Genomic DNA, 18,235 nt, shown 5'->3' with positions numbered 1-18,235 from the left:
CCGCGATCTGGCACAACCACACGATCGGCGCACCGGTCACCCGGTCACTGATCGCCTACGACCATTGACCAGGGTTTGGACTTACTCGTCTAGGAATGCGGAGATCGAATCGCCGTCTCGCCCGATTCGGTCTATTCCAATTGTCCTGTAATAGAACGCATTCCGCGTCGATACCCCTTTCGTCGAACGCTCTTCCGGACGAAAGAATTGGCTAAGCTGTGCGCGCCGATCGACATGTCGGCAGTACGGGGTGATCGGCCGGGGTCGCTGAATTCGGAAATTCCAGAATGGCCGCCGCGGCGGCAGGAAAAGGGGAACTGTGTACGGCCGTGCGAGATTCGGTCCCTTACCGGACAGCCGAGTGGTCTCGACAGTGTTCGTGCGGGCGGCGGAATCGTGCACCGCCGGATCGGCCGATTTCGGCTGTCCCATGCTCACCGCCGTCGCCGGCCTGGTGAACGCGCATCGCCGCCTGGCCACGACGCGACCGAGCTGGGACGACGTGGTGATGACCTGGGTCCCGGGCCGGCCCGAACCGGACCTGGACGATATGAACCTCGCCGCCGACCCGTTCATCAGGGCGTGGGAGGACGCACAACGCCATCTGTTCGTCATCGACTCGGAGGCGCATCGCGTTCTCGGCGAACCGGTCAGTGACGCGGTGGAACATCACGAGGGCTTGGGCGCGGTATTCGGCCGGTTGGCGTATCTGTACACGATTTCGTTCGACCGCTTCGTCCTGGACGGACCGGAGGCGGTGCATCGGCGGCAATTGGCCCGTGCGTATTTCTCTTACGAAAGTCTCGCGCGTGAACTGGTGTGCGGGGAGAAGCGGCTGCCTCCGGCGCGCGGTGGCTCGCCCTCCGACGACCGCCGGTGAACGGTGACCGGCCGTCTCCGCGGCGTATCGGGCCTCGGCGGCTTCGCCACTCCGTACGGCGGTTCCCGGTATGCGGCGGTGCTGCGACCAGGGTACCCGTCACCTGGTGACCACCGCGAAATTACCCTGCGGCCCGATGCGGTGGTCCTGGGGCCACGGGCAGGATGGTGGGTGCCGTCGGCCACTCGGGCGGACGGGTGGCGAGGGAGGATCCATGGAACTGGAAGCCGGGCAGGTCGCCGTCGTCCCCGGAGCCGTGAACGGAAGCGGCCACGCCCTTGCCGTCGTGCTGGTCGATCGCGGGCCCCGGGTGGTAGTGGCCGATGTCGAGGCCGAAGCCAAGAGCGCGATCATCTCGATATCGCCATCCCTGCGGGGCGAGCTGGATACCATCGCGCCGAGAATCGGTGTGACCGTGATGTGCCCGGGCCCGGTGGATACCCGGATGTTCCGGGGTCCGGCGGATCTGGCCGCGGCGCCGGCGGATGGTGTGCCGGAGTCGGAGACGTTGCCTCCGGAGGTCCTGGCCGCACTCGCCCCGATGCGGGAGGCCGTGGGCGAGCTGGCGAAGGAGATGTTGCCCGCGGCGCGCGGGCGCATCGAGACGATTCTCGAATCGTTCGGCCGCTCTGCCGGATAGCGGTGTGGAGGACACGGTATGACACAGCCCGAAGCCCTGGCCAGGCCTGTTTGGCGCGGTACCGGGAACGTGCGCTTCCCGTTGGCCGCCGAGGTGGGTGGCCGCTGGTGGGTCCTGCGCCTGAACCCTTTTCCCGATCACTGCCTGTGGACGCTGTTCGTCGACGGTGTGGTCCGCTACGACATCGAGGAAGCACCGGCGGCCTGGGGGAAACTGTCACCGTGGTCGGCGCCCGCACTGGATCCGGCCGTCGCGGACACGGTGCTGGCTCCGCTGCGCCACCTGGCCGTCTACGGCAGCGAGGTGGGCCGGCCGTGTGACTGTCTGTTCTGCGACGGTTGAACCCTCGCGGTTCCCAGCAGACTCCCAGCCGTCTTCCCGGCCGCCGCACAGCAACGCGGATTACTGTCGCCGTCATCCGAGGTCCGGTCGGTGCGGTCGGCGACGACGCGGTGTGACAAGGAGTTCCACAGTGAAGCTGAAACCGGCGAGTAGGGCCTCGCGGTAGCACCCGCCGTCCTCCGGACGGCACCCGAACGACCCGAGCAGGACCCCTCGCCACTCGGGTTACCGGTGGCCCGCCGAGCCGAACCGGCGCCGCCACCGTCGGCCCGGCCGCCACTGCCCGGCGGCCGGGCCCGCCGGACCGGTACGCACCGCGCGTATCGGGCCGATGTGTTCGGGGCCGAACCGACGCCGCGGCCCGGGAGGGCCTGTCGTCGCTGGACATCAGCTAGGCGCAGTGCAGCCCGTCGAGGAGTGAATCGAGGATGGGGGTGCGCCGGGTGTCGGCGCGCAGGACGGCGGAGACGGGGATGCGGAGGCGGTGGTCGGCCAACGGCAGTGCGGCGATGCCCTCCGTGGAGCTGTTGGCGTAGAGAACCGTCCAGGCATCGGGGTGATTGATCAGCTCCATCGTCGCGGTGTGGTCCGGCGGGATGGGCGGGCCGAAGGTCGGCCCGGTGGGCAGGTCGGCGAAGGCGGCCCGGATGACGTTGTGCAGGAGGAACTGCTCGGACTCCGGCGGGAGGAGCAGCGGGTAGGCGCTGAGTTCGGCGAGGGTGACGTCGGTGCGCCCGGCCAGCGGATGCGCGGGGGCGGTCGCCAGGGTGAGGTCTTCCACCCACAGTTGTTCGACGACGAGTCCGGCCTGCTGCACACTGCCGCGGATCAGGGCCAGATCGCAGTCCCCGTCCGCGACGGCCGCGACCCGCTGGCGGAACGGTTTGATGACGAACTCGATCTCCGCGCCGGGATGCGCCTCGCGCGCACCGGCGATGGCCGACAGCGAGCGTGTGGCGAACGACATATTCGCCGCGAGCCGGATACGGGGGCCGGTGGTGCGAATGGAGGCGCGGATGGCCGATTCCAGACCTAGCATCTGCTTGGCGAGCGGTAGTAGCCTGGTGCTCGCGTCGGTGGGGACGACCGATCGGGTCGAGCGCTCGAAGAGCTGCACGCCCAGGTCGTGTTCGAGCCGGGCGATCTGGTGGCTGATCGCCGATTGTGAGATGAAGCACCGGGCCGCCGCCCGGCTGAAGCTGAGCTCCTCGCACACCGCGACGTAGTACGTGAGCTGGCGAAGTTCCACCTCGATCTCCATTCATGACCAGAACAGATAAGAGTCATCTCAATTATGCGCCCTGAACCCTGAAATATCTGCCTTACGGATGACGGTTCCTAATGAGTGAAGGAGGCTGTCATGCACAAGGTCACTGAGGTCGGCGCCGGCGTCGAGTACGCGGACGTCGTGATCATCGGTTCGGGGTTCGGCGGACTCGCCGCGGCCAAACAACTGGCCAAAGCGGGAGTGGACTATGTCCTGATCTCGAGCACGCCGGAACACCTGTTCCAGCCGCTGCTCTATCAGGTCGCCACCGGGGTGTTGGCGTCCGCGGAGATCGCACCCCCGATCGCGAACATTCTGCGCCGGCACAAGGAGGCCGACGTCCGGCTGGGCGAGGTCACCGCCATCGAGCCCGACGCCGCCGTCCTGACCTACCGCACCGGCGAGGAGGTCCGCCGGATCCGCTACGGATCGCTGATCGCGGCCACCGGTGCCAGCCAGTCCTACTTCGGTCGCGACGACTTCGCCGACAAGACCTTCTCGCTCAAGACCATCGACGACGCGAGGCTGCTCCGGGCTCAGATCGCCCGGGTGTTCCGCGAAGCGGGCCAGGCCGACGAGGAGACCCGGCGGCGGTTGCTGTCGTTCGTCGTGGTCGGCGCCGGGGCCACCGGTGTGGAGGTCGCCGGACAGCTGAAAGAGCTGGCGAAGCGGTACTACCACGAGGAAGTGTCGGTGACCCTGGTCGAGGGCGCCGGCGCGGTCCTACCGCCCTTCGGCGGCGGGCTGTCGGAGTACGCGAAGAAATCGTTGACCCGCAGCGGGGTCGAAGTGCTGCTGGGCACCTTCGTCACCGATATCGAGGACGGGCACGTCACGGTCAAGGACAAAGACGGCGCCGAGCGGCAGATCGACGCGGAGACCATCGTGTGGTCGGCGGGCGTGCAGGCGGGCGGTTTCGCGAAACTGCTGGCCGAGGCCACCGGTTGCGAGACCGATCGCGCCGGGCGGCTGCTGATCAATCCCGACCTCACCGTGGGCGGCTATGCCGATATCTACGCGATCGGCGATATGACCTCGCTCAACGGTTACCCGGGTCAGTCGCCGGTGGCCATGCAGGAGGGCCGGCACGCCGCCGACATCATCAGCCGCGATAAGCACCCGGGCACTCCGTTCGTGTACTGGGACAAGGGCAGTATGGCGGTGATCAGCCGGTTCAGCGCCGTGACGAAGCTGAACGAGAAGATCACCTTCCGCGGAGTGCTCGCGTGGTTCATCTGGCTGGCGGTGCACCTGTTCTACCTGGTGGGCTTCCGGAACCGGTTCGCCGCGGTCCTGTCGTGGCTGGTGGCGTTCATCGGTACGGGTCGGCCGGGGTTCGAGGAAGTGGACCGGCACCATCTGGAACGGGTGCGCGAACCCGAACGTTTCGTCGCCTAGCGCCGCGTGGGGCGGGTCCGTCGGACGGGCCCGCCCGCGGCGCGTCGGGAAGGCGAATTCCGCGTTGCTCTCAACCCAACAGCGAAGCTGTTTTCCCTGCTCACGCTAACGCGCGGCTACCGATCGGTGAACGCTCGGTGTGACCTGCGTCTCGTTAACCGAACCGGCATGTCCGCGACATGTTCTGGACGCCCGGAGGCCGTGTCGGGCTGGCCTGCTTGGCATCATGGCTATCACGTCCGTGCCGACGGCTCCGGCTCGACTCGCCGCCGGCGAGGATCACCGGTCCCGATACGCACTGATCGTCTCTTCCGACACCGACCATCGCCTCGCGGCACAGCGGTTGCGGTACACCGTATTCGCCGATGAGCCGGGCTTCCGCATCCCGGACAACGGTACCGGTCTGGACGCGGACCGGTTCGACGAGCACTGCGACCATATGCTGGTCCGTGACGAGGCCACGGGCGAATTCGTCGGGTGCTACCGGATGTTGCCCCCGGACAAGGTGACCGCCGCCGGGGGGTACTACACGGCCACCGAATTCGACCTCACGAATCTCGACCCGGCCGGAATGCGGATCGTGGAGATGGGCCGGGCCTGTGTGGTTCCCGACCATCGCAACGGCTCGGTGCTCACCCTCATGTGGGCCGGGATCCTGCACTACATCCAGCTCACCGGTTACGACTGGGTGATGGGATGCGCCTCGGTGCCCATGCAGAACAGCCCCGGCGATCCGGCGGGAGTCAATGTGCGCGGGGTCCGCGATCTCCTGCTCGACAGACATGCCTGCGCGCCCGAGAAGCGTGTCCGCCCCTATCGTCCCGTGGTGGTCGACGGGGTGGCCCTGGACGCTCTGCCCGCTCCCGAGCGGCCCAAACTCCCCCCGCTGCTCAACGGCTATCTGCGGCTCGGCGCCGAGATCTGCGGGGAGCCCGCGCACGACCCGGATTTCGCCGTCGCGGATTTCGTGGTGTTGCTGGGGCTCGACACCATCAACACCCGGTATCTGGATCGGTTGCGCGGTGCGGCCGCGAATTTCGACGGCGGGCGGTGACCCGATGGAGACCGTCGCGCAGCAGGTCGACGAGGCGCCTATGCGGCCTGCCGTCCAGCACGCCTGGATGCCGGTGAGCCCGTGCGGGACCGGTTGTGTGCATCAGCGCCCCGAGCTCGGTGTCGCGCGGGCCGGTCTGCGGGCAGTCGGAGCCGTGTCGGTGCTGCTCGCCTATCCGTTCGCGCATATCGTCACGCCGGCGTCCCGGCGGTCGGGGATGCAGCGGCGGTTCGCCCGGGCCCTGTTGCGTGCGTGCGGTATCCGGCTGCGGGTGGTGGACCGACGGACCGGCGCCGCGGCGATCGGGCCACGGTACGCCGAGCCGGGCACGGGAGTGCTCGTCGCGTGCGGGCATATCGGCTGGGCGGATATCGTCGTGCTCGCCTCGGTGCAGCCGCTCGCCTTCGTGGCCCGGGCCGATCTGATCGATTGGCCGGTGCTCGGCAGGCTCGCCCGGGTGATGCGGGTCGTTCCGATCGAGCGGGAACGCCTGCGCCGTCTGCCGGAGGTGGTCGATCGGGTCGGGCATCGGCTCGCCGCGGGGGAACGGATCGGGTTCTTCCCGGAGGGCACCACCTGGTGTGGCCGCGCCTACGGGTCGCTGCGGCCCGCCCTGTTCCAGGCCGCGGTCGATACCGGGACCCCGGTGCAGCCGGTCCGGCTGCGGTACCTGGACGCGCACGGCAACCGGTCCACCGTTCCCGGGTTCGTCGGGGACGACACCCTGGTCGATTCGATCGTGCGGGTGCTGCGGGCCCGGAACCTGACCGCCGAAGTTGTGCTGGCGCCGGTGGAACCGGCGGGCACCGACCGCAAGGAGCTCGCCCGGCAGTGTGAGCGTGCGGTGCGCGCGGAAGAGCTTTCCGATGCCGCGCACGCCGTCCTGGCGGCGGCGGGCCGGCAGCTGACGAAGGCCGCGGTCAGCGCGGTCTGATTCGAGCGGTTGCGGCCGGGTCCACGGGGTGGTCCCGGCCTCCCTGCTTCTGGATATCGACTCATCCATTCATGTACCGCTGTTCAACGGCTACTTGTCCGACGTTCAGCGCGCGCTGCCCGTGCCCGGCAGCCCGGGCAGGATGGGCAGCGCGAAGGGCAGCGGCGGCAGCACCGGCAGCTGAACCTGCGGCAGCAGGCTCGGCGGGGGCGGCGGGATGTAGGGGTTGGGCATATTCCAGTTCGGCGGCGCACCGCCGCCACCGCGGGGATTCGGAGTCTCGCGGTCCCAGTCGGCGGGCCGGTCGTGGTCGCGGCCGCGGTCGTTGTGCGAATCGCGGTCGGGGTACTGGTTGTCGCCGCTGTTGAGGTGGTCCTCCCAGCCGTCGTAATCCTGCCGGTGGTGGTCCTTGTAGCCGTAGTGACCGTTGTCGTCCCAGCCGAAATCGTTGTCGTCGCCGAAGTCGTCGCCGTCCCAGGCCTGGTGGTCGTTGTCATCCCAGCCGTTGCTGTCCCAGCCGGAGCTATCGCCGAAGCTGTCGCTGGAATCGCTGCTGACGGAGGTGGCGCCGACCTGATCGGCGAGGGCGGGGCCGGCGGTGACCGCCAGCGGCGCGAGGGTGATGACGGCGAGCGCGGCGATCCGCGCCGCGAGACGGCGGGCGCGCTGTTCGTGGTTTCGGTTCATCGGTGGGTCCTCACTCGGTCACGCCCCCGTTCGTCCTCCGGGGCGGATCGCACTCCGCGAAGTGCTTTATTGATACGTCGATTACCGTACCGCTGAATAACGGTACGTTCAATAGGTTGCTGTCAATCGGGGTAATCGGCCGCGCGGTGTGCGGGAACCACCCGGTCCGGCCCGTCACCGCCGCACGGGATTCGGTGGTGCGCGGCACGCGGCGTGCGAAATGCGGATACGGTGGTGAGGAACACCGTCGAGCAGCCGTCCGGCTGCCGAACCGAGGACCCGGCCGCGACTCCCGCCCCCCGGGCCCCCGGAAGCTCCGCTCGGCAACCCGGCGCCGAGTGCCATGGGTTTCGGATGGGTAACCCCGAAAGGTCCCGAACCCGATCCGGCCCGCCGGCGCGGGACCCACAGTTCGACCTCTGCCGTACGGAACCCGTGCCGGCAGCGCACACCGAAGATCGGAGCACGACCATGTACGACGACAACCCTGGGCTGTTCAGCCACGTTCCGGCCGAACCCGAGCCGTACGCGTCACCGGCCGAGGATCACGTTCCGGTCTTCCTCACCGCGATCCCCGAGTCCGACAGTCCTTCCGCACCGGACAGCGGCGCCCGGTAGCGATGTCCGGCCGGGCGCAGGACCTCGGCTACGCGGCGGGCTGGCGTCTGGTGCGGGCCCTGCCGCACCGCTGGGCGGTATGCCTGTTCGACGCCGCCGCCGACCGGATCGCCCGCCGCGACGGCGGGCCGGACCGCTTGCGGCGAAACCTCGCCCGGGTTCTCGGTGTCGACCCGGCCCACGTCCCGCCGGAGCTGATCCGGGCGAATCTGCGTTCCTATGCCCGGTATTGGCGCGAGGCATTCCGGTTGCCCGCCATGGATCCGCGGGCGCTGGCCGACACGATCGAGTCCTCCGCGACCGGACTCCACCGGGTCCGGGAGGCGTACGCCGCCGGCCGCGGTGTGGTCATCGCGCTGCCGCACAGCGGGAACTGGGACCTCGCCGGTGTCTGGCTCGTGCAGCGGATCGGTACGCCGACCGTGGTCGCCGAGCGCCTGCGGCCGGAGTCGTTGTTCCGCCGGTTCGTCCGTTTCCGAGAGGGGCTGGGCTTCCGGATCATCCCGCTCACCGGCGGTGACACGCCCCCGTTCCGGCTGCTCACCGAACGGTTGCGCGCGGGCGGTGTGGTCTGCCTGCTCGGTGAGCGTGATCTGTCCGGCCGGGGCGTGCCGGTGACGTTCTTCGGTGCACCGGCCCGCCTGCCCGCCGGCCCCGCGCGGCTGGCGATCGATACGGGCGCCCCGCTGCTACCCGTGCACTGCTGGTTCACCGCGGCCGGGTGGGGGTTCTCGGTCGGGGAGCCGATCGATACCTCCCGCGGAGTCCGGGACGCCACCCAGGAGCTGGCCGACCGGTTCGCCGCGGGTATCGCCGCCCATCCCGCGGACTGGCATATGTTGCAGCGGGTCTGGGCGGATGATTGACGGGTCGCGCCGACCGGGAGGACGATCGGCAAGGTCTTGCCGACGGTGCTTCTGCGAGGCGCTGTCGGCGGGATCCGCGAGCTGGGGATGAGCAGTGGTGCGGGCCGCGCTCGACGGGCCCGGGCCGCGTGCTGTGGGTTCGGGACCGGTGTGGTTGACGCGGGAGGAGGGCACGACATCCCGGCTTCGCGCCAGTCGATCAGGTAGAGCAGACCTCATCCGCGTTGTTGTGCCCGGGTGCGTATTTCTGCCCAGTCCTGCAGCAGTTCCGCCACGCCGGCGAAATCCGGGAGCCAGGTGTCTTCTTCGAGTCGGGCGGTGATCGCCGGTCGTAGGCCTTCGATCCGGTCTCGGCTGCGGTGGGAGAGTTGCGCCGGTTCGGCGAATTCGGGCGCATTTCGTCGCCACCCGATCGCCGCAGGGTATCGAGCGAGCGCGCCCAATCGGCGACACCTACCCGGATGTCCACACCCGCATCCCCGATGCTCGCTGCTCGGAGGCCGGGCTGCACCTGTATCGGGCGCCGACCCGCACTGGCGCCGGTGCATTTCGCGCGGGGGCTGCCGCACGATGAGGTGACAATGGCCGGGCAGCCCGACCGGTTTGCCGGTGAGGTCGTGATCGCTTCGTCCGTCGGCGCCACCGCCAACGATCGCCCTGGTCCACGCCTGCGCGGACCGTTCGGCCGGCGCCTCCCATCACCGATGCCGGAAGGGATCGGTGGGGATGATCCCCGCCTCGTCGAAAAGCTGTGCCAACGCCTCGTGACCGTGGTGTCTGGGGACAGTGCCCGAAATCGGATTCGTGGAGAGGGCGGTCAGATGAGGGGCAGTCCTGCGAGGGTGGCGGCGAGACCGAGGACGACGCTGGTCCCCAGGATTCGCGGCATGGACCAGTCGAGCGCGAAGGCGAGGACTGCGGCGACGGCGGTGATCGCGAGGGCGACGGGCTGGATGCTGGTGGGGTCGGGGAGCTGGAGGTTCAGGGGTCCGGTGGTGACGGTGTGGGTGGTGTCGAAGAGGGTGTGGAGAGTGAAGTAGAGGCCGAGGTTGGCGATGACGCCGACGACGGCGGCGGTGATGCCGGTCAGGGCGGCCGACAGGGTGTGGTTGTGGCGGAGGCGTTCGACGTAGGGGGCGCCGAGGAAAATGAACAGGAAGCAGGGCACGAAGGTGACCCAGGTGGTGAGCAGGGCTCCGAGTAGTCCTGCGGTCCAGGGGCTCAGGGTGCCGGGGTGGTGGTAGGCGCCGAGGAAGGCGACGAATTGGACGACCATGATCAGGGGGCCGGGAGTGGAATCGGCGAGGGCGAGGCCGCGGACCATGTCGGTGGGTGAGAGCCAGCCGTAGACCTCGACGGCGCGTTGGGCGACGAAGGCCAGGACGGCGTAGGCGCCGCCGAAGGTGACCACCGCGGTGCCCGAGAAGAACACGCCCTGGGTGGTGAGTGTGCTGGTGGTGCCCAGGAATACCGCGGCGGCCGCGACGGGAATCGCCCAGATGAGCAGTCCGATGCCGAGTGTGGTCAGGCCGCGCCGGGGTGAGGGCGCTTCGTGGTGCAGGGTGTCGTCGGCGATCAGTGGCGCGGCCTCGCCGGTGTCGGCATCGGAGTGCGGGGGATCGGCTGGTGTGGCGGTGTTTGTGCGCCCGAGTGCCCATCCGGCGGCCGCGGCGGCGGCGATGACGATCGGGAACGGGACCGCGAACAGGGTGAGTGCCGCGAACGCGGCGACGGCGATCCCGACGAGCCCGGGGCGGGTGAGGGCGCGGCGGCCGACGCGCAGGACGGCTTGGGCGACGATCACCACGACGGCAGGCGCGAGCCCGGCCAGCAGGGCGGTGACCAGGGTGGTGTCGCCGAATCCGACGTAGATCGCCGAGAGCGCCAGGAGTGCGACCATGCCGGGCAGGACGAACAGGATGCCGGCGATGAGGCCGCCGCGGCGACCGTTGAGCAGCCAGCCGATGTAGATGGCCAGCTGCTGGGCTTCGGGGCCGGGGAGCAGCATGCAGTAGTTGAGGGCGTGCAGGAAGCGTTGCTGGCCGATCCAGCGTTTCTCCTCGACCAGGGTGCGTTGCATGACCGCGATCTGGCCGGCGGGGCCGCCGAAGGTCTGCAGGGAGATGAGGAACCACGCCTTGGTCGCGGTGCGCAGCGGAATGAGATCTGTGGTGGTGTCGCGTCGTAACACAGGTGCTCCCCTTCTCCGGCCGGATGCCTGCCGAGAAATGTAACCGTGGTTGCAGTGTTTCGGAATGTGAGAAGAATTGCAACCGTGGTTGCGCTATGGTGAGCGCGTGGTCGCAGACGAGCGAGAGGCGCCGGCGGTGAACTCCACCTCGTCGGCCCGGCCGCACGCCGCGGGGCAGTGGGTGCTGCTGTCGTATCGGATGCCGCGCAATCCGTCGACGGCGCGAATCACGGTGTGGCGCAAACTCAAACGTCTCGGTGTCGCTCAGCTCGGTGACGGGGTGGTGACACTGCCCGCGGATGCGCGGACCCGTGAGCAGCTGGATTGGATCGCCGAGGAGATCGTCGAGGGTGGTGGTGAGGCAATGGTCTGGCTGGCCCAGCCCGCTTCGGCCGCTCAGGAGCGCCGTCTCGCTCAGGCCATGGCCGAGGCCCGCGCCGCCGAGTACACCGCGGTGATCGCCGAGGCCGAACAGGCCCTCACCCTGCCCGAAGAGGAACGCCGCCGGGCATTGCGGCGGCTGCGCGGGGAGCTGCGCCGTATCCAGCGCCGAGACTTCTTCCCCCCCGCGGCGCGCACCGCCGCCCAGCGGGCGGTGCAGTCCCTGCACCCCGACCACGTCACCGAGGAGTCCGCATGAAATGGGCCACCCGCGCCGGTATCCACATCGATCGCGCCGCCTGCGCCTGGTTGATCCGCCGCGAGATCGACCCCGATGCGGAGTTCCTGTTCGTCGGCGACCCGGCCGAGGTTCCGGCGGAGGCGACGCCGTTCGATATGCGCGGGGTCGACCTCGGCCACCACGGTGGGGACTGCAGTTTCGAAACGATCCTGCGTCGCCACGATCTCACCGATCCGGTGTTGTGGCGGATCGCCGAGATCGTGCACGAGGCCGATATCGACGACGAACGCTTCGATGCCCCCGAAGCCCCCGGACTGGACGCCGTACTGCGCGGACTGTCGATGATCGGCGACGACACCCACACCCTGGCCGTGTCCGGCCCGATCTTCGACGGCCTCTACGAGTACTACCGCCGTGAAACCCTTCTCGGCCGCGAACCGGCCTAGAACCCCTCACCGAGAACGGGTCACCGGTAGCGATCGCGCCACGCAGCAGATGTTCGACGGTCGATGGTTCGGTGGCCCGCGACCTCGCGGCCGCGGACCAGGTCGGGGTCAGGCGGTCGTAGCAGTCCTGGATCCGCAAGGATCGATGACTCGGTACCACCGCGACCGTGCCGGGGTTCCTGCGTGCTGGGCCCGTCCACCGACCGGGGCGTGGATCGGGCCGGTGACCACTGCGATCCCCACCGGCAACCGCGGCGGTTACGTCGAGGCCCGCCGGTGGTGTCCGCGCGCACACCGACAAGCAACGGCACCGCACCTTCGTGAGCTGCCCACCGGCCTGACCGCAGGAATTCTCCGCGCCCGGCCGTCTCGGCACTGCTCAGAACAGCCCTGCCGGGCGCGTGGATCCGGGAATGTCGGTGGTGCCTGCACGGTTGTGAATCGCGTGCGAATCGTAGAGAAATCGTAGAAAGCGGGGGTAGACCCCAAGGATGTGCAGGTCAACGGTGGGATAGGCTTTGTCGGTCATGAAGTCGGCACAGCGTTTCCGCAGGTCCCCGACGTCGCCCAATATTGCCCATGATTTCCCTGTTTGTGCAGTTAGATGGCACTTTGTGGGTCCCGACGCTGTTCCTTCGTGCCCCTGACTTCCCATCCTGACCCGTGTGAAATTTGTAGAAAATTTGTAGCGCCACGCACCGGGCAACAGGCGGGGCGCCCCTGGGGATGCTGTCCGGGCGGGTCGGATTTCCAACCGGCTGGGCGACTTGGCGGTCGTTCGTTACAGGTACCGGTACTCGGTTGGACACGCAAAGCAAGGTCAACCGGGAAAACGCCTTGGTCATGGTGGATTCGTGTCCGATCTGACGATTGCGACGATCGAGTGGGCTGGCTGACCGCGCGTGTCTCGGCCTCGTCAGTAAGATGCCCGGCTGCGGCGAGTCTGCGGAGGATGACCTGCCATTCACAAGTGGACATGCGCTCGGTGTCTGTAGCCCGCAACGGAGGTTTCTGTTTCAGCCCGGCGTGATCGGTGCAGTGAATCGGCGCGTGTGCCGACGATGCGGTCGCGGACCTGATTTTCGACCGGGAGGGCGGAGGGGGCTACGGTGGTGATGAACACCGTCGAGCAGCCGATCGGCTGCGAACCCGACAGGAGCTCTTTCGAACTGCCGCAGTCCCGCTACCTCCGGGCGACGGGTCGCTCCACTCGGCAGTCCGTCGCGGAGCGGCCTCGGGTTCGGATGGGTATCCCCGGAAGGCCCGGACCGCCGGTCGGCTAGACCGCCACGGGACGCGCATCTCGACCATGCCTGGCCGCGACTCTCACCAGCAGCCCACACCGAAGATCGGAGCACGAACATGCACGACGACAACCCCGGACTATTCAGTCACGTCCCCGCCGAACCCGAGCCGTACGCGATACTGGCCGATGCTCCGCAACCGGTCTTCCTGACCGCGGTGCCTGAGCCGGACGCCGCCGTCCGCCCGGACGCAGGTTCCAGGTAGGCCGGTTCCAGTCAGGGCCCGGCGCGTACTGGTTCGGCAGCAGGCGCTGGATCGGCAGGCATCACACCAGCACTACTTGCGGCGACCGGCCAGAACAGCCGCCACTTGAGCCCGACCCGCCGTGAGCTCCTGCGCATCACTGCTGTCGGCCGGACTGCACAAGATGGCCAGCATGAGGTATAGGCGCGCCGCACCGGAATGGGTGTGTGGGGGACAGGGGTTCGAGTCCCCTTAGCTCCACCTGAAACCCCAGGTTAGGCGGTCTAAGACCGGGCCTAACCTAGTTTTTGTGTCTGGCCCCCCGTTTACCCCCCGTTTTGGTCCTAGATCCTGTTTGCCGAAATCGACGCGGTCGTCTGTGCAGCCGTGTCCACCGAGACGGGCCCGGCGGATTCGATAGCAATCGTCTTGACCAACCGCCCTGATGTCGCGTGGCTGCGATGGAGCTGTCGATTGTCGTCGAGGGACGGTGGTCGTGCCACGGTTGATTGCGCTGGACACGGCAGTCGACCTGGGCGTTGCCGACGCGATTTACGATCGCAGACCCACCCATTCCAACGACGTGCGCCCGGCCGATGGCGGCGCCTTGGCCGAACTGCTGCGCCCCCGTCTCCCGTTGTGCACGCCGCCCGCAGCACAAGTTGATGGATAGGTTGCTGCGTCGGCTGTGGCCTCGCTCATGCTAGTCGAGGAAGTAGGCGTCGACCTTCTCGTCGGATCCAGGGTTTCGTCCGAGCCACGCCGAGTTTCGCCGCTAGCTCGACCGATCCGACGAATGTCGTGCTACCTCCCCCATGAGGCAGATGCGGTCATTCGCTGGCGTCGGATGCAGAGGTGGTGAATGATGTCCGCATGGGGATGGGACGTCTGGCACTCATCGTGACCAGCTTGCTCGTAGCGGCGTTGGCGACAGTGCTCGTGGTAGTGCAATGGGAACAGGCGAACAAGGTAGCCACGTCGGTATCTGCGCTCGGTGCCGTGGCGGCAGTTGGCGTTGCCGTATGGGCCGCGCTGCGCGGGCCGACCGGCGGAACGATCCGCGTAACACATTCTGGTGCTGCAACGTCGGGCGGCGGCGGCCGTGCGGTCAGCGGAGTGCGTGCATCGAACGGCAGCGCCACCTTGGTCGCCACTGACACGGGTGATGCGGACGCGTCCGCAGGCGGCGAAGCGACAACCGGCATCGATCGCCGCTGACCGGATCCGTGGACGGGGCGAACACCATCATTAAGAACACCGGTCCCGCAACAGTAACTTCCGGTGGCGTTGCGATCAGCGGAGCCCTGACCGGAAACATCTACATGATGTCGGACTCGGTGGCGAAGTCTGACTACCAATTTACGGTCGAGCAGATCGTGCCTGAGCAGTTGTGCGACCGCGACGCCGAGTTGACAGAAATGACGGAGTTCTGTCTCAGCGACGACGTGCCGCGGTGGTTGTGGTGGCAGGCCCCAGCGTGGTCGGGCAAGTCCGCACTGCTGTCTTGGTTCGTCCTGAATCCTCCGCCGGATGTGAGGGTGGTTTCCTACTTCATCACCGCACGGTCGTCGGACTCCAACGATCGCACGGCATTTGCCTGGGTCGTGTTGCAGCAGTTGGCGGAGATCGCCGCCGAGCCGGTACCTGTGTTCCGCACTGAGACTATTCAAGAGTCGGACTTGATCGGGATGTTCCACCAGGCCGAACGAGTCTGTAGGGAGCAGAACCAGCGACTCGTGCTGGTGCTTGATGGGTTGGATGAGGATCGTGGCGTGACGGTCGGACCTGACGCGCACAGCATCGCTGCAACGCTCCCCGCGCGGCTGCCTGGCAGCATGCGGGTGATCCTCGCTGGTCGGCCGAACCCGCCGCTACCCGACGACGTTCTGGATAATCATCCGTTGCGCGATCCGGCGATCGTTCGCCGCCTCGCCCGGTCGCCATATGCCAAGATGATCGAGGCCGACGCCAAGCGTGAGCTCGAACGTTTGCTGGCTAGCGATCTCGGACGCGATCTTCTCGGCCTCGTTGTCGCGGCGGGCGCCGGGCTGACCGTCCCCGATCTGTCTGAGCTGACCGGTCAAGACGCGCCGGAGATCGAGCGGCAATTGAGCACAGTATGCGGCCGAACGTTTTCTGCAAGGCCGAGTAGATGGCAATCCAGTGAGCGGCCTCCGCAGTGGTTGCTTGCGCATGACCTGCTTCAGAAGCGGGCCGAGAACCGGCTTGGTCAGCCGAGAATCGAGAAGTATCGACAGCAGATTCACAGATGGGCTGCGGACTACCGGCACCGGCGCTGGCCCGAGCACACGCCAATGTATCTGCTGCGTGGATATTTTCGCTTGCTGACGGCGCAAAAGGACCGCGCAAGTATTCTGGCGTGCGCCACTGATTACGCACGCCATGATCGGCTGCTTGCTGTATCGGGCGGAGACGCCGCTGCGTTCGACGAAATCGCGGTTGCCTGGCAACAGGTCTTCGAGCAGGAGTCTCCGGAACTTGCCGATCTCCTCAGACTGGCCATCATTCGGGATAGGCTTACTGAGCGCAACGGCTATCCAGTGGTGGCACTACCTGCGGCGTGGGCGGCACTCGGTAACCTTGAACGTGCCGAAGCACTCGCACATTCGATCCCGGCATTATCCGGGCGGCTGGCAGCCTTGACCAACTTGATCAAATCCGCTGCTGATACTCGGGACACCTACCGAGCACAACGACTGATTAACCAAGTCGAGGCAACAGCACGTTCGATCAGTGAGCCCTCACTGAGGGCCCGCGCGATGGCGGACTTGGTCGTCGCGGTGTTGCACGCTGGCGAGCTAGATCGCGCGGAGGCGATCGCGGAAAGCATCGGCGAACCGAGTGAGCGTGTGCGAGCGGAAGCCGAGTTCGTACGCGCCGCCATCGATCTTGGTGACCACGACCGGGCGCGTCGAATCGTCCGTCATGCTGAGGAGACTGTCGATTTGCTCGACACCGCTGAGGCGTCTGCGCGAGCGACCACCAATCTTCTGGCGGCCGTCGCTGAGAACGACCCAGACTGTGCGCGATGGCTTGTCGAGAAGGGCAGAGAGTTTATCGCGACCATCACGAACATTTATGAGAGGGTGACCGCAGCGGCCAAGCTGATCGAAGCCATGATTGCAGCAGATCTCGGGAGCGAGGTTGACGGAGTTCTTGCGGAGGCAGAGTTTCTGGTCTCGTCACTTCCAGAACAGCAACAGACCTCGCTGGTATGGGCTGGCCTGGCGTCGGCGCGAGCCGCGGCGGGACAGTGGGACAACGCAGTAACCCTCGCCTACACGATCGTCGACCCCGCCGCGCGCCTGCGGATATTCATCGCGCTGGCGACAAGCCCCGCCGCGCACCCGAGTAGCGAGCGAGCGCTCGTCGAGGATCTAACGGCCGCTACCGACTCACCGGACGTGCTCCTTGCGCTAACGGCCATCACTACCATCGATCGGCAGACAAGGCGACATCTGCTTGTCCGAGCACACGTCGCATTCGCACATGAACACGGAGAGCAGACGGCCTCGACGCTCAACTCCCGCGAGGAGATGATTGCACACTCAAAGCGCTACGCGGAAAAACTTTCAGAGCTTGCGCGGTGCGCAGTCATGGCGGGAAATGCAGATATGGCGCATCAGTACATCCGAGAGGTCGAGGAGATCGCGCAGACGCTTGGCACTGGCCGCTTGCAGTCGCCGCGACTCGCGGCCCTAGCGGCGGCTGCGGCCACGGCGGGCGCCACGGAAACCGCGAGTCGGCTCGTTGCCGAACTGGGGCACGCGGCAACCTCGCTAGTCGACCCCTTTCAGCAGGCAGCCGCTCTAGGACGGCTCGTGAGAGCAGTCGTGGCCGGCGGCGACCAAGCGGCAGCACACAGACTTACAGGACAGCTAGGAGAGCTGGCGCGCGGTCTCTACGATGTGGATGCCCGAGAAGCTGCGGAGGATGAATTCCTAATCGCATCGACGACGGCAGGCGATAGGTATGACGTGGATATCGTCCGCCAGGCACTCGTGAGTTCTTGGCGTCGACGAGAGGCGTTGGAGCGACAGCGCAATGCGGCCATCGCCGATGATGACCTTGATCGTGCTCTGTCGATCACGGTGCTGCTCGATAGCCCTTCACCGAACCTCGATGGGCTACACCAGCTCCAAGAGGCTGCGGCCAAGAATGCCACGGTTGCCAAGCGCATTGCAGTTGAGTTGATCATCGTCGCCTTCTCGCAGCCAGAGCCCGCTGCAGGTGTCGCACGCGAAATCGCGTTGATGCTGTGCCCACATATCGAAACCGTAAGCATCGAGTGCAGAATGACGGCGCAGATCGCCGAAGAGCGAAATTACCTCGACCACTTGGAGCTCCCGGCGGCTGTCTCGGCCACCTTGGCAGAGATGCTTGCACAGTTCGGTGACCTGAATCGGGCCACACAGATCGCCGCGGGCATCCGTGATGTGCGTTGGCGGGCGACTGCACTGACCAAGCTGGTGCAGGCCGCTACCCTGGTTCATAAGAACGCAACCGCTGCGCGTCGGTTTACCGAGCAGGCGGAGGCACTCATCCGGTCCGACCTCGATCAGAACTGGCAGGGACCTGCGCTCGTGGCGCTCGCCGAGGTCGCTGAGCAAGAGGATGCCCGGCGCATCCTTGGCGTCGCACTTAACATCGGCGAGTGGTCCTCTACGCTCGATGCGCTGGTCAGAGTCGACCCGAACAGTGTGGTCGCGGCGGCTGAGATGGTTCTATCGTGGGATCACTCAAGACACTGAACCTTACGATGTGGTGACTGGCCCGGGTTT

The 18,235-nt window shown here is 67.1% G+C and carries 16 protein-coding genes; 12 read left to right on the top strand and 4 right to left on the bottom strand.

What is annotated here, in order from left to right:
• Positions 1–361 precede the first annotated feature (361 nt).
• From ABZV91_RS26945 to ABZV91_RS26935, 3 genes are all read left to right on the top strand, one after another.
• Positions 362–880 carry a hypothetical protein gene (locus tag ABZV91_RS26945; RefSeq protein ID WP_355247297.1) on the top strand — a complete coding sequence of 173 codons (519 nt, stop codon included), beginning with the start codon at positions 362–364 and terminating at the stop codon, positions 878–880.
• Positions 881–1,094: 214 nt separating this feature from the next.
• Positions 1,095–1,520 carry a hypothetical protein gene (locus ABZV91_RS26940; RefSeq protein ID WP_355247294.1) on the top strand — a complete coding sequence of 142 codons (426 nt, stop codon included), beginning with the start codon at positions 1,095–1,097 and terminating at the stop codon, positions 1,518–1,520.
• Positions 1,521–1,538: 18 nt separating this feature from the next.
• On the top strand, positions 1,539–1,862 hold the full coding sequence (locus ABZV91_RS26935; protein ID WP_355247291.1) for a hypothetical protein: 324 nt from the start codon (positions 1,539–1,541) through the stop codon (positions 1,860–1,862).
• Positions 1,863–2,253: 391 nt separating this feature from the next.
• Here the strand turns inward: ABZV91_RS26935 and ABZV91_RS26930 are convergent, their stop codons facing one another.
• Positions 2,254–3,111, bottom strand: a complete 858-nt coding sequence (locus tag ABZV91_RS26930) for a LysR family transcriptional regulator (RefSeq protein ID WP_355247288.1) — start codon at positions 3,109–3,111, stop codon at positions 2,254–2,256.
• Between the two features lie 111 nt (positions 3,112–3,222).
• Here ABZV91_RS26930 and ABZV91_RS26925 point away from each other — a divergent pair, with 111 nt between their 5' ends.
• The 3 genes from ABZV91_RS26925 to ABZV91_RS26915 all read left to right on the top strand — a co-directional run bounded on the left by ABZV91_RS26925 (position 3,223) and on the right by ABZV91_RS26915 (position 6,515).
• Positions 3,223–4,527: an NAD(P)/FAD-dependent oxidoreductase gene (locus ABZV91_RS26925; protein WP_355247285.1), complete on the top strand. Its 1,305-nt coding sequence runs from the start codon at positions 3,223–3,225 to the stop codon at positions 4,525–4,527.
• 226 nt (positions 4,528–4,753) lie between these two features.
• Entirely contained in the window at positions 4,754–5,581 is an 828-nt protein-coding gene (locus ABZV91_RS26920; RefSeq protein WP_355247282.1) for a GNAT family N-acyltransferase, read from the top strand.
• A 4-nt stretch (positions 5,582–5,585) separates the two neighbouring features.
• Positions 5,586–6,515, top strand: a complete 930-nt coding sequence (locus tag ABZV91_RS26915; RefSeq protein ID WP_355247279.1) for a lysophospholipid acyltransferase family protein — start codon at positions 5,586–5,588, stop codon at positions 6,513–6,515.
• A 105-nt stretch (positions 6,516–6,620) separates the two neighbouring features.
• On the opposite strand, the gene ABZV91_RS26910 is transcribed toward ABZV91_RS26915, so the two are convergent.
• Entirely contained in the window at positions 6,621–7,202 is a 582-nt protein-coding gene (locus tag ABZV91_RS26910) for a hypothetical protein (protein ID WP_355247276.1), read from the bottom strand.
• Positions 7,203–7,673: 471 nt separating this feature from the next.
• Here ABZV91_RS26910 and ABZV91_RS26905 point away from each other — a divergent pair, with 471 nt between their 5' ends.
• Positions 7,674–7,820 carry a hypothetical protein gene (locus ABZV91_RS26905; RefSeq protein WP_355247273.1) on the top strand — a complete coding sequence of 49 codons (147 nt, stop codon included), beginning with the start codon at positions 7,674–7,676 and terminating at the stop codon, positions 7,818–7,820.
• A gap of 2 nt (positions 7,821–7,822) precedes the next feature.
• Positions 7,823–8,686 (top strand): phosphatidylinositol mannoside acyltransferase, encoded by an 864-nt coding sequence (locus ABZV91_RS26900; RefSeq protein WP_355247270.1) that lies wholly within the window; start codon positions 7,823–7,825, stop codon positions 8,684–8,686.
• A gap of 817 nt (positions 8,687–9,503) precedes the next feature.
• Here the strand turns inward: ABZV91_RS26900 and chrA are convergent.
• Positions 9,504–10,877 carry a chromate efflux transporter gene (chrA, locus tag ABZV91_RS26895; protein WP_355247267.1) on the bottom strand — a complete coding sequence of 458 codons (1,374 nt, stop codon included), beginning with the start codon at positions 10,875–10,877 and terminating at the stop codon, positions 9,504–9,506.
• A gap of 106 nt (positions 10,878–10,983) precedes the next feature.
• Here chrA and ABZV91_RS26890 point away from each other — a divergent pair, with 106 nt between their 5' ends.
• On the top strand, positions 10,984–11,517 hold the full coding sequence (locus ABZV91_RS26890) for a Chromate resistance protein ChrB (RefSeq protein ID WP_355247263.1): 534 nt from the start codon (positions 10,984–10,986) through the stop codon (positions 11,515–11,517).
• Positions 11,514–11,945: a chromate resistance protein ChrB domain-containing protein gene (locus tag ABZV91_RS26885; protein ID WP_355247260.1), complete on the top strand. Its 432-nt coding sequence runs from the start codon at positions 11,514–11,516 to the stop codon at positions 11,943–11,945. The genes ABZV91_RS26890 and ABZV91_RS26885 overlap by 4 nt, the downstream gene beginning before the upstream one ends.
• A gap of 379 nt (positions 11,946–12,324) precedes the next feature.
• Here ABZV91_RS26885 and ABZV91_RS26880 read toward each other — a convergent pair whose 3' ends face one another.
• Positions 12,325–12,474: a hypothetical protein gene (locus tag ABZV91_RS26880; RefSeq protein ID WP_355247257.1), complete on the bottom strand. Its 150-nt coding sequence runs from the start codon at positions 12,472–12,474 to the stop codon at positions 12,325–12,327.
• A gap of 1,814 nt (positions 12,475–14,288) precedes the next feature.
• On the opposite strand from ABZV91_RS26880, the gene ABZV91_RS26875 reads away from it, so the two are divergent.
• Entirely contained in the window at positions 14,289–14,651 is a 363-nt protein-coding gene (locus tag ABZV91_RS26875; protein WP_355247254.1) for a hypothetical protein, read from the top strand.
• 8 nt (positions 14,652–14,659) lie between these two features.
• Complete coding sequence (locus ABZV91_RS26870; protein WP_355247251.1) at positions 14,660–18,205, top strand: hypothetical protein; 3,546 nt, start codon at positions 14,660–14,662, stop codon at positions 18,203–18,205.
• Positions 18,206–18,235 lie beyond the last annotated feature (30 nt).

Origin of the sequence: Nocardia sp. NPDC004568, assembly GCF_040609955.1 — a bacterium.
Taxonomy (GTDB): domain Bacteria; phylum Actinomycetota; class Actinomycetes; order Mycobacteriales; family Mycobacteriaceae; genus Nocardia.
This window is presented reverse-complemented; position numbering and strand designations above follow the sequence as displayed.

Bases quoted from the DNA above. Each gene is read 5' to 3' on its own strand.
- ABZV91_RS26940 (WP_355247294.1), top strand. From the start codon at position 1,095: ATGGAACTGGAAGCCGGGCAGGTCGCCGTCGTCCCCGGAGCCGTGAAC.
- ABZV91_RS26935 (WP_355247291.1), top strand. From the start codon at position 1,539: ATGACACAGCCCGAAGCCCTGGCCAGGCCTGTTTGGCGCGGTACCGGG.
- ABZV91_RS26925 (WP_355247285.1), top strand. From the start codon at position 3,223: ATGCACAAGGTCACTGAGGTCGGCGCCGGCGTCGAGTACGCGGACGTC.
- ABZV91_RS26920 (WP_355247282.1), top strand. From the start codon at position 4,754: ATGGCTATCACGTCCGTGCCGACGGCTCCGGCTCGACTCGCCGCCGGC.
- ABZV91_RS26915 (WP_355247279.1), top strand. From the start codon at position 5,586: ATGGAGACCGTCGCGCAGCAGGTCGACGAGGCGCCTATGCGGCCTGCC.
- ABZV91_RS26910 (WP_355247276.1), bottom strand. From the start codon at position 7,202: ATGAACCGAAACCACGAACAGCGCGCCCGCCGTCTCGCGGCGCGGATC.
- ABZV91_RS26905 (WP_355247273.1), top strand. From the start codon at position 7,674: ATGTACGACGACAACCCTGGGCTGTTCAGCCACGTTCCGGCCGAACCC.
- ABZV91_RS26900 (WP_355247270.1), top strand. From the start codon at position 7,823: ATGTCCGGCCGGGCGCAGGACCTCGGCTACGCGGCGGGCTGGCGTCTG.
- ABZV91_RS26885 (WP_355247260.1), top strand. From the start codon at position 11,514: ATGAAATGGGCCACCCGCGCCGGTATCCACATCGATCGCGCCGCCTGC.
- ABZV91_RS26880 (WP_355247257.1), bottom strand. From the start codon at position 12,474: ATGACCGACAAAGCCTATCCCACCGTTGACCTGCACATCCTTGGGGTC.